Origin of the sequence: Allobosea sp. ASV33 (genome assembly GCF_016428755.1) — a bacterium.
In the GTDB taxonomy this organism is placed as follows: Bacteria; Pseudomonadota; Alphaproteobacteria; order Rhizobiales; family Beijerinckiaceae; genus Allobosea.
This window is the reverse complement of sequence record NZ_JAELTI010000133.1, coordinates 1-11,116: the sequence shown is the minus strand read 5'-3', so window position 1 is coordinate 11,116 and position 11,116 is coordinate 1. Positions and strand designations below refer to the sequence as shown.

Annotated in this window: 9 protein-coding genes; 4 read left to right on the top strand and 5 right to left on the bottom strand. The window is 68.6% G+C overall.

The features are described 5' to 3' along the window. On the top strand, positions 1 to 2,272 hold a 2,272-nt coding region (locus tag JHD80_RS25040), incomplete at its 5' end, for a glycosyltransferase family protein (protein ID WP_199092930.1). An 18-nt stretch (positions 2,273 to 2,290) separates the two neighbouring features. Here the strand turns inward: JHD80_RS25040 and JHD80_RS25035 are convergent. The 4 genes from JHD80_RS25035 to JHD80_RS25020 form a co-directional block, all read right to left on the bottom strand. After that, a complete protein-coding gene (locus JHD80_RS25035; RefSeq protein WP_199092927.1) occupies positions 2,291 to 3,151 on the bottom strand; it encodes a TIGR01459 family HAD-type hydrolase in 861 nt (286 codons plus the stop codon). Next, positions 3,151 to 4,089: a PfkB family carbohydrate kinase gene (locus tag JHD80_RS25030; RefSeq protein ID WP_199092925.1), complete on the bottom strand. Its 939-nt coding sequence runs from the start codon at positions 4,087 to 4,089 to the stop codon at positions 3,151 to 3,153. Before JHD80_RS25030 ends, JHD80_RS25035 begins: the two co-directional genes overlap by 1 nt. A gap of 126 nt (positions 4,090 to 4,215) precedes the next feature. After that, positions 4,216 to 5,460: a coiled-coil domain-containing protein gene (locus tag JHD80_RS25025; protein ID WP_199092923.1), complete on the bottom strand. Its 1,245-nt coding sequence runs from the start codon at positions 5,458 to 5,460 to the stop codon at positions 4,216 to 4,218. Between the two features lie 77 nt (positions 5,461 to 5,537). After that, the gene (locus JHD80_RS25020; RefSeq protein ID WP_199092921.1) at positions 5,538 to 6,125 is read right to left on the bottom strand and encodes a DUF1134 domain-containing protein; all 588 of its coding nucleotides are present in this window, start codon (positions 6,123 to 6,125) and stop codon (positions 5,538 to 5,540) included. A 295-nt stretch (positions 6,126 to 6,420) separates the two neighbouring features. On the opposite strand from JHD80_RS25020, the gene JHD80_RS25015 reads away from it, so the two are divergent. Further along, a complete protein-coding gene (locus JHD80_RS25015; RefSeq protein WP_199092920.1) occupies positions 6,421 to 6,981 on the top strand; it encodes a YHS domain-containing (seleno)protein in 561 nt (186 codons plus the stop codon). Between the two features lie 4 nt (positions 6,982 to 6,985). Here JHD80_RS25015 and JHD80_RS25010 read toward each other — a convergent pair whose 3' ends face one another. Next, entirely contained in the window at positions 6,986 to 7,819 is an 834-nt protein-coding gene (locus tag JHD80_RS25010) for a 3'(2'),5'-bisphosphate nucleotidase CysQ family protein (protein WP_199092918.1), read from the bottom strand. Positions 7,820 to 7,944: 125 nt separating this feature from the next. On the opposite strand from JHD80_RS25010, the gene chpT reads away from it, so the two are divergent. Together chpT and JHD80_RS25000 are read left to right on the top strand one after the other, a co-directional pair. Further along, positions 7,945 to 8,586 (top strand): histidine phosphotransferase ChpT, encoded by a 642-nt coding sequence (gene chpT / locus JHD80_RS25005; RefSeq protein WP_199092916.1) that lies wholly within the window; start codon positions 7,945 to 7,947, stop codon positions 8,584 to 8,586. 108 nt (positions 8,587 to 8,694) lie between these two features. Then, positions 8,695 to 11,116: chemotaxis protein CheA (locus JHD80_RS25000; RefSeq protein WP_199092915.1), on the top strand; the 2,422-nt coding region annotated here is incomplete at its 3' end.

Sequence of the window (11,116 nt, the reverse complement as noted above, 5' to 3'; positions counted from 1 at the left end):
GTCCTGGCCCTGGCTCTCCGGCAGCGTCACCATCCCCTGGGATGCCAAGGCGCATTTCCATCCGCAGCTCCAGTTCCTCGCCGATGCCTGGCACAAGGGTCTCTCGCCCTTCTGGACGCCCTATGTCTTCTCCGGCTCCCCGCAGGTCGCCGATCCGCAATCCCTGATCTTCTCGCCCACCTTCGCCCTCATCGCGGCGCTGAACCCGGCTCCCGATTTCCGCTGGAGCGACGGCGCCCTGCTCGGCACCTTGCTGCTGGGAGCGCTCGCGATCGTCGTCATCTTCCGTGATCGCGGCTGGCATCCGGCCGGCGCCGTCGTCGCAGCCCTCTCCTTCGCCTTCGGAGCCGCCGCCGCGTGGCGCATCCAGCATGTCGGGCAGGTGCTGAGCCTCGGCTATTTCGCCATCACGCTGTTCCTGCTCTCGCGGGCGCTGGAGCGCGGCTCGATCGCCTATGGCCTTGCCGCCGGCATCGTCTCCGGCTTCATGGTGCTGGGCCGCGATCAGGTTGCCTTGCTCGGCGTCTATGTCCTCGCCGGCCTCACCATCGCCGCGATCCTGATGGCCCAGAGCCCGTGGCGCGCCTTCCGCGCCAGTCTGCCGCCGCTCATCGCCGGCACCCTAGGCGCCATCTTGGTCGCGACGGTGCCGATCCTGCTCACCGCCTTCATCGCGCAGGAATCGAACCGCCCCGTCATCGACTTCGTCGAGGCTGGCAAGGGCTCGCTCCATCCGGCCGCGCTGTTGACCGGGCTCTTCGCCAATCTCTACGGCGCGGCCGGCCCGCTCGATAATTTCTGGGGTGCGCCGAGCCCGGCCTGGGAAGCGCGCTTCGGTCCGCTCAGCCTCTTCCTCGCCCGCAACATGAGCCAGCTCTATCTCGGCCTGCTGCCGATGGGCCTGATCCTGACGATCGGCCTCGTCCGCGGCGCGCTCTGGCGCCGCGAGATCGTCCCGCTCACCGTCGCGGCAATCATCGTCCTGCTCTTCGCTCTGGGCCGCTATACGCCGGCCTTCCGCGTGCTGTTCGAACTGCCGGGCATCAGCTTCTACCGTCGCCCGGCCGATGCGCTCTTCATCCTCGGCGCCCTGCTGGCCCTGCTCGGCGGCTACCTGACCCATCTCGTGATGACCGGCACGGCCCCGAAGGCACGTCCCTGGCAGATCGCCCTCGAAGCCCTGATCTTTGCAGGTGCGCTCGGCCTCGCAATCTGGCTGGCCTGGACGGTCGGACGCATCCCGGTCGCGATCCTGCCGCTCGTCATGGCGGCGCTGTGTGCCATGCTCTCGCTCGGCAGCCTCATCGCCGCGCACGGTCTCGCCAGGCGCGGATCGGTCCTTGCCGCGACCATCGTGCTGGCTGCGACACTGACCATCGACCTTGCGGTCAACAATGGCCCGAGCGAATCCACCGCCCTGCCCGCACAGACCTACGACGTCCTGCGCAAGGACAGCACGAACGACACCATCGCGCTGCTGAAGCGGGAGACCGCCCGCACCGCCGCCCCCGACCGGCGCGACCGTATCGAGCTCGCGGGCATCGGCTTCCACTGGCCCAATGCCAGCCTCGTCCACGATCTCGACAACACGCTGGGCTATAACCCGCTGCGGCTTGGCCTCTACACCAAGGCAACGGGCGCCGGAGACCATGTCGCCCTGCCCGATCAGCGCACATTCTCCCCGCTGATGCCGGGCTACCGCTCCCTGCTTGCCGACATGCTGGGCCTGCGTTTCATCGCGACCGGCGTGCCCGTCGAGCAGATCGACAAGCGCCTGAAGCCCGGCGACCTCAAGCAGATCGCCCGGACCCAGGACGCCTTCGTCTACGAGAACCCTCGCGCCCTGCCGCGCGTGCTGCTGGTGACCGACGCCCGGAAGGCCGATTTCGACGCGATCCTCACGACCGGTGCATGGCCCGAAGGTTTCGACCCGCGCCGAACCGTGCTGCTCGACCGCGATCCGCCGCCCTTGCCCGCCGGCCCGCTCGGCCCGGACAGCGTCGCGATCCGCGACTACGGCACCACCACCGTGACGCTAGCGGCCGAGACGGCGCGCGGCGGCTACCTCGTGCTCAACGATGTCTGGCATCATTGGTGGCAGGTCGAGATCGACGGCCAGCCCGCCGAATTGCTGCGCGCCAATGTCCTGTTCCGCGCCGTCGTCGTGCCGCCGGGGAAATCGACCGTGCGCTTCGTCTTCCGCCCGTTGGACGGGCTCTGGCACGATATCACCGCCTATCTGCGCAAGCCTCAAGCCCAGCAACCGGGATAAAGCCCCGCGATCGGGTCCTCAGGCCAGCGCGCCCATCGCCGCGATCGGCTGGACGGGCAATCCGTCCAGCACCTTGGCGAGGCCGGCCGCATCGACCTCCCCGCCGCGCATCGTCTCGTCGCGGTGGATGCCGCCGGCGATGAACAGGCTGTCGAAGCCCATCAGGCGCGCGCCTGCCAGGTCCGTGCGCACCGCATCGCCGATCACCAGCACCTTGCCGGGCTCGACCGAACGGCCTCCGCGCGCATCGGCTGCCGCCGCCAGCGCGAGGTCATAGGCCGGGCGATAGGGCTTGCCGGCCCAGGCAACGGAGCCGCCGAGTTCCTCGTAGATCGTCGCCAGCGTACCGGCGCAAGGCAGCAGATCCTCGCCGACATGCACGACGAGATCGGGATTGCCGCAGATGAAGGGCAAACCGCGCCGGGCGAAGCGCTCGAGCAGCGGCCGGTACTGCTCCGGCGTCTCGGTGCGGTAATCGTTGAGCTCCGTCGCGACGACGATATCGGCCTTGTCCTCGTCGACGAGCTCGACATCGAGCCCGTCGAACACGGCCCGGTCGCTCTGCCAGCCGATATGATAGGCGCGCTTGTGATGGCTCTGCGCGATCAGGGCGCGCGTCACGTCGCCCGAAGTGACGAGCCGGTCCCAGGCCTCGCGCGGCACGCGCTTGGCGTCGAGCAGCCCTGCGACCTGCTGCGACGGCCCCGGCGCATTCGACAGCAGCACCACCGTGCCGCCGCGCTCGCGGAAAGCCATCAAAGCTTCGCAGGCCGGCTCCAGCGCCCAGAGCCCGTCATGCACCACGCCCCAGACATCGCTGATCAGCACATCGTAGCGGGCGAGGAGATCGCCCGCCCGCTTCAGAACCGGAACGCTCATCAGGAACGCGCCTCGGCGGCGATGCGCGCCTCGACATCGGCGCGGCGCGGCAGCGGCGCCACCGCGCCATAGCCCAGCGTCGACAGGGCCGCCGCGACATTGGCATAGGCGCCGGCCGCGAAGGCGTCGCCCGTGCGCAGGTACTCGGCGAGGAAGGCGCCGTCATAGCAATCGCCCGCGCCGGTCGCATCGATCGCATCGACCTTGATCGGCCGGAAGCGCTCGCGCCGCACCGGCGTCGCCACCAGCGAGCCCTCGTGGCCGAGCGTCAGCGCCACCACGCGCGCCCCGAGCCCGAGATAGAAATCGACGATGGCGTCGGGATTGTTGAGGCCGGTGAGCTGCGTCGCGTCGTCGAGGCCGGGCAGGATGATGTCGGCCATGGCGCAGGCGGCATGGATGATCGCCTTGGCCCGGGTCAGCGGCCAGAGCTTGAGGCGCAGATTGGTATCGTAGGCGGTGAGCACGCCGGCCTTGCGCGCGGTATCGAAGGCCTCGAACACGGCGTCGCAGGCGCTGGCCGAGATCGCCTGGCTGATGCCGGAAGCCTGGATGATCCGGGCGGAGCGGATCAGGTCGCGCGGCAGGTCCCGCGGGCCGTAGAGGCTCGCAGCCGAGCCGGCGCGGAGATAGGAGAAGACATGGCCGGAGGGGCCGTGATCGACGAAATAGAGGCCGGTTGGCGCGCTCGGATGGGTCGCGACATGGCTGTCGTCGACGCCTTCGCGCTTCCACAGGCCGCGGATCGAATGGCCGGCGCTGTCATCGCCGAGCGCGCCGAGATAGCCGACCGACATGCCCTGGCGCGCCGCCGCGACCGCGCAGTTCGAGGTATCGCCACCATGGCCGAACAGGAAGGCGCCGCTCTCGGCGCGGGTCGCGTTGAACTCGCCGAGCGGTTCGCCGAGGCAAAGGAGATCGAAGCGGCTGTCGGTCACGTTTCAAACCATTCAGATGGCGCGGAACACCGGGGAACGCAGCCTTCCTAGAGCATCGAATGGCAAAGTGAAATCCGGTGTCGGCGAAGAATTCGACAGCCGGTCGGCGATGACGAATGGCCGCGCCTATTCCGCCGCTTCGCGCTTGGGTGCGGCATCCATCAGCCGGTCGGCCAGCTTGACGATCTCCTGGCGCAAAGCCGCGTCGTTGGCCCCCGCACCTCCAGCCCTGCGCAGGGCCGAAATCTCGTCCATGAGCTGTGTCCGGTCGGCCCGCGCCTGGGCCAGCGCGCCCTGCAGCGTCTGGAGCTCGGCCCGCAGCATCTCGATCTGGCTTTCGCGTTCGTTCTGAGCGTCCTGCAAGGTCGCGACCTCCTCCCGGTTTCGCCGCTTGGCCTGCTCGTGATCGTCCTTCGCGGCGGTCAGTGCGAGGTCCAGCGCTTCGCGCATGTCCCTGGTCGCGGCATGGTCGGCCTGCTCCTGCCGAAGCTGCGTGTCGAGCTGCTGCGCCGCCACATGCGCCGCACTGGCGCGGGCATCGGCGGCGGCCAATCCGGCCTCTGCCTGCGCGGCCCGCGCGCTGAAGGCATCGGCCCGCACCCGTTCGCCGTCGCGCTCGCCCGTCATGGCCTGGAGTGCAGCCTCGCTGCCGGCCAGCCGCTTCTCGGTCGCGGCGAGCTTGTCGGCCAGTTCGTCGCCCTTCCCTTGCAGAACAAGGATGCGCGTCCGGTCCTCGACCTGCGCGACGCGCAGTTTCTCGGCCTGGCTACGGCTCTCGGCCAATTCCCGTTCGCGCTCCGCAAGAAGGGCCTCGATCCGCCCGACGGTCTCGCGCTCGCGTTCCAGTTCACCGTTGCGCGCGGCCAGATCGGCACCGGTGCCCGTCAAGGCCGCACGCATATCTTCCAGATTGCGTTCGAGGCTGGCGAGATCGGCAACGCGCTTCTCCAGCGTCGCGGCCGTTTCGCCATGGCCGGTGCGCTCGCTCGCAAGGGCGGCCTGCGTGTCGGAAAGCTCGCTGCGTGTCTTCGCCAGATCGGTTTCGAGACCGCCGATGCGCGTATCGCGCTCGCCAAGCTCGCGCTCCAGCCGGCCGATCGTCATGTCGCGCCGTCCGAGTTCCTGCATCGCGCCGGCCTTGGCGGCGAAGCCACGTTCGGCATCCTGCTCGGCCGAACGCATGCGCAGGGCAAGCTCGGCGCGCAGATGGTCGCGGTCGGCGGCGATTTCGGCGAGCGAGAGGGGGAACGCCGCCTCGGCCCGCTTGCGCGCCAGCCTGTCGGCCCGCCGCGCCAGCGCCGGCACGGCCGCCAGGGCCATGAGGGCGGCGCAGAGGAAGCCGAGCGCGAACAGCATGGCGGCTTCGATCAAATCTCAGGACTCCCGGCTGAGGACTGAGGTCGAATCTGCCACGGCGGCGGCGCCATGGCCAGAGATACTCGCCCCGGCTAGAACGGGTTCCAGGTCGCCTGCGGCGTGAACTTGAGATAGCCGAGATTGACGCCGAGGCGCCAGCCGACGCCCGTCCGGATCGGCACGACCATGATGCCTTCCGCCGTCAGCGCGGTGAAGCCGAAGCCGCCGATGAAATAGGCTGAGCCGTCGACGCCGGCGAAGCGCTGGTAGAGCGCATCGACCACCGGCAGGTTGTAGACCAGCATCATAGTGCGCGCGCCCTCGCCACCGAAGTCGAAGCCGATCGAGGGACCCTGCCAGAAGACCCGGCGGTCGCCGGCATTGCGCGTATAGAGCTGCCCCTCGCCATAGCGCAGGCCGCCGACGAAGGCGCCGGAGGCTTCCTGGCCGAGGACATAGCCGTTCGGCTCGCCCCAGCGGCGCACCGCTTCCTCGATCGTCAGTGCGAGGCCCCGCGACACGTTGCCGAAGAACTTGTGGCCGGAGCCGACGAGCTCGTTCTGGCTGAACGACTGCTGGTTCTTGTAATTCTGGGCGAGAGCGGCAAGCGGCATCCCGCTCAGGCTCGCGGCGGCCACGGCGAGACCGCCCGTGATCAGGTTGCGGCGGGTCTGGGTCATCAGCGACATCTCCAGGCAGGGCGCCAGGCAAGGCAGAGCGCCGGGGCGGTTCGATCGTCCGTCCGCTCGGCACCGGCGGCGACTGCATGGCAGCCGGCTCGGGATGGATGCGGCGCGGGCCGGGAGGCGGGCCGATCCTGGGCCATCCGCCACCCGACCGAACGTCGAAGCGCGACGTTCGGCGAATGCGAATCAATTCGGTAACGAATTAGATACGCCGCAAATCTATCCAAGGCGTGAAGATTCCGGAGAGCCGTTCGGCCCGGGATTGGGACTGACCCGAGGATTTGATGCGATGAAGGCCGCAGCAAGGCAGCGCTTGATCTCGGCCGCCGCCACCCTCGTCTCGCTCTTCCTGATCGGGCAGGTCGCGCTTGCCAGCACGCCGCAGGCCGCACCGGACACAGCAGCCACATCCGCGCCTGACCCGACCTTGCCGCCAGGCCTGCCGGAGCTGCCCTCGCTCGGCGAGGTGATGCAGCGCGACCAGCGCACCGGCCTCGCCATGAACGGCCTGGACCCGGTTTCCTATCGCCTCGGGGCAAGACCGATGGCGGGGCGGGCCGAATACGAACTCATCCAGGATCGCATCGTCTGGCGTTTCGCCTCGCAGGCCAATCTCGAAGCCTTCCGCGATGCGCCGGAGGTCTACACGCCCGTCTTCGGCGGATTCGATCCGATCGGCGTCGCCAATGGCGTGGCGGTCGAAAGCGACCCCAGCCAATTCGCGGTGGTCGGGTCGCGCTTGTTCCTGTTCCGCTCGGCCGACACTCGCCAGCGCTTCCTGCGGGAAGCCGGCTTGCTGGCCCAGGCCGAAAGCCGCTGGAACGCGGTGCTGCGCTTCGTCGCCCGTTAGGGCTTCAGCCGCCGCAATCTCCGGCGATCGCCCGCCGCGCCAGCGCCTCGCTCGATGCCGCCACGAAAGGCGGGTTGCGGAACTGCCGCTCGCTGCGGCCGTAATCGGGCAAGGTGCCGTCCAGCGTCAACACGATGCCGCCCGCGGCCGACAGGATCGCATCGCCGGCAGCGATGTCCCATTCCATCGTCTGGCCGCAGCGGACATGGATGTCGGCCTCGCCCGAGGCGATCATGCCGAACTTCACCGCCGATGAAACCGGGATGCCCTTGCTGCAGCACATCGACGCCGCGATGCCGTCGCTGCGGCCGTCGCCATGGAAGCGGCTGACCAGGGCGACCGGCCCTTCCCCCGGGACGGCGCGGACGCTCGTCCGCCGTGCCTCGCCCAGAAGGGTCCCGTCGGGGCCGAAATCCTGCGCATAGGCATGCGCGCCGGAAAACCAGAGCCGCCCGATGGCCGGGGCCGCGATGGCGCCCGCGATGGGCCGGCCGTCGCTGACGATCGCGATCGCCACGCAATAGCTGTCGCCGCCGGCGAGGAACTCGCGCGTGCCGTCGAGCGGATCGAGCAGGATGAAGATGGCGCCGGGCGCCGCGTTCTGCGCGGTTTCCTCGCTCACGATCGGAAAACCCGGCAGCAGGCGCGTCAACGCCGCCTTGGCGGCTTGGTCGGCCGCAAGGTCCGCGGAGCAGACGGGCGAACCGTCGCTCTTGAGCCTGACATCGCGGGCCGCCCGCTTCGCCAGCAGGACGGCGGCACTGACCGCGGCAGCTTCCGCCAATTTGCGCCCCAGGCCATCGCGGTCGCGCAGGCGGGGATCGTCATGGCCGATCATCGCGGCCCATCCTTCCAGTAACCGCCCTCATATGGCGATTAACCACATGAAAACCAAGATGGCAGCATATCAAGCGATAACGGCGCCCCAATCCGGCGCGTCCCCGTTTCCAGGACCTCGCCCCCATGACCGACATCTCGCTCGAGCCGCTCGATCTGGCTGCGCTTCTCTGCAGCCGCGTCTGTCATGACGTGATCAGCCCGGTCGGCGCGATTGTCAACGCCCTCGAGGTTCTCGAAGAAGATGATCCGTCGATGCGCGATTTCGCGCTGGAGCTGATCAAGAAGAGCGCGCGCGCCGCCTCGGCTCGCCTGCAATTTGCCCGCCTCGCCTTCGGTGCGGCCGGATCTGCCGGCGCGATGATCGATCTCGGCGATGCCGGCAACGTCGCCAACGGCTTCCTCAACGACGAGAAGCTTTCGCTCGACTGGGAAGCGCCGCGCGCATTGCTGCCGAAGAACCAGGTCAAGCTCCTGCTGAACCTGCTAGTGCTGGCGACGCAAGCGGTACCGCGCGGCGGCAAGCTCGTCTCGCGCGCGACCGTCGAGGGCGAACAGGGCACGTTCGAGATCACGGCGACCGGCTCCCATGCCCGCATCCCGGCCCATGTCGAGGAGCTCATCGCCGGGCGCTCGGAGACGGGCACGATCGACGCCCATGCCGTCCAGCCGCTCTATACCGGCATGGTCGCGCGCGCTGCCGGAATGGATATCGCCTTCGCCATCGACGGCGACACGGTGACGATCAAGGCCGCCAAGGCGGCCTGAGAGAAGGCGGCCTGACGATCGTTACCGGTCGAGGCGCGATCTCAACCGATCATAAACCGTTCTTCTGCTTTAGTTCCTGCAGCGTTCCGCGTTGAGTGAAGTTCCTGCATGGACGAGCTACTGCAAGAGTTCCTGACGGAGACCGGCGAGAATCTCGACACGGTCGATCGGGAGCTTGTCCGCTTCGAGCAGGACCCCAACGACCGCGACATCCTGCGGAACATCTTCCGGCTGGTCCATACGGTGAAGGGCACCTGCGGCTTCATCGGCCTGCCCCGGCTGGAAGCGCTGACCCATGCCGCCGAGTCGGTGATCGGCCAGTTCCGCGACGGCGCCACGGTCAAGCCCAGCGCCGTCACCGCGATCCTGGAAACCATCGACCGGATCAAGGACATCCTCGCCGAACTCGCCGAGAAGGGGCAGGAGCCCGAAGGCAATGACGAGACGCTGATCGGCGAATTGTTCGCGCTCGCCGAACATGCCAGGGGCCAGCTCAAGCTGCAGCCGCCGGTCGATCTCGCGCTCGATCCGGTCGCTGCCTATCTCGCGCGTCATGGCCAGGCCGTTCCGGCCGCGGGCAGCGCGGAGGATATCGTTTTCCGCAGTGCGCCCGGCCCGCAGCGCGGACCCGACGGCCGCATCGAGGGCCGCGAAGCCGCCTCTCCCGCCGAGGAAGCGCATGCTCCGGCACGCGGCGGCACCAGCGCCCCGGCGACGTTGCGCGTCAATGTCGATACGATCGAGCATCTGATGACGATGGTCTCGGAGCTCGTCCTCACTCGCAACCAGCTCCTCGAGGTCGCGAGGCGTCAGGAGGATGCCGGCCTCAAGGCTCCGCTCCAGCGCCTGTCCCTGATCACCGCCGAGCTGCAGGACGGCGTGATGAAGACGCGCATGCAGCCGATCGGCAATGCCTGGTCGAAGCTGCCGCGCATCGTGCGCGACCTCAGCGCCGAGCTGGGCAAGCGCATCGAGCTGATCACCGAAGGCGCCGAGACCGAACTCGATCGCCAGATTCTCGACCTGATCAAGGATCCGCTGATCCACATGGTCCGCAACTGCGCCGACCATGCAATCGAATTGCCGGCCGACCGGCGCGAGGCCGGCAAGCCCGAGCACGGCACGATCCGGCTCGCCGCCTATCACGAGGGCGGGTCGGTCACCATCTCGATCGCGGATGACGGCCGCGGCCTCGATATCGAGCGCATCCGCGGCAAGGCCATCGCCAAGGGCCTTGCCACCGAGGCCGAGCTGGACAGGCTCAGCGACGCGCAGATCAGCTACTTCATCTTCCATCCCGGCTTTTCCACCGCCGACAGCGTGACGGCGGTTTCGGGCCGCGGCGTCGGCATGGATGTCGTCAAGGCCAATGTCGATTCGATCGGCGGCACGGTCGATGTCGCCAGCCGCGCGGGTCTGGGCACCACGATCACCATCAAGATCCCGCTCACGCTCGCGATCATCTCGGCGCTGATCGTGGTCGCCGGCGCCGACCGCTACGCCATTCCGCAGATCGCCGTGCGCGAACTGGTCCGGGCCAAGGCTGGCGACGACAACCGCATCGAGGAGATCAACGGCGCTCCCGTCCTGCGGCTGCGCGGGCGGCTTCTCCCGATCGTGTCGCTGCCGGGTCTCATGGCCTGTCCCGACCGGGAGCCTGCCGCCCGGCGGGCGGATGGCGAGGGCTTCATCGTCGTCACCCAGATCGGCGAACGGCAGTTCGGCATCCTCGTCGACAGCGTCTTCCACACCGAGGAAATCGTGGTGAAGCCGATGTCGAGCAAGCTGCGCCACATCCATTTGTTCTCCGGCAACACCATTCTCGGCGACGGCACCGTCGTGCTCATCGTCGACCCCAACGGCGTCGCCCGTCTGGTCGGCGCGGCGGCTTCCGAGGAGATCGAGCAGGAGCCGCGCACGGCAGCCGCCCAGGTCCATCGCGGCGAGCGCACGACCATGCTCGTCTTCCGCGCGGGCTCCGGCAGTCTCCAGGCCCTGCCGCTGTCGCTGGTGACGCGGCTGGAGGAGATCGAGGCCCGCGAATTCCAGCGCGGCGGCGGCCGGACCCTGCTGCATTATCGCGGGCGCCTTGTCCCGGTGACGCCCGTCGCGGATACGCAACTGCGCTCCGAGGGCATCCAGCCCCTTGTCATCGTCTCCAATGGCGATCTCACCGTCGCACTCGCCGTCGAGGCCATCGTCGATATCGTCGAGGAGGTCTTCGAGCTGGAGATGGCGGCTGCCGAGGGGCGCGGCATCATCGGCTCGGCCATGATCCGCGGGCGGGCCACCGACATCCTCGACCTCGCCCATTATTTGCCGCTGAACGAACCCGGCTGGTTCGGAGCGGGCCGCAGCAGCGAGCTTCCCGGCCGGATCCTGCTGGTCGAGCCCTCCGACTTCCTGCGCGACATGCTGAGCCCGGTCCTGAGGGCGTCCGGCCGGATCATCGCCCCGATCGCCGATTTCAGCGAAGCAGCCCTCGCGACGGCGGGCGAGCCGATCGTGACCGCATTGCTTGACCTCGACC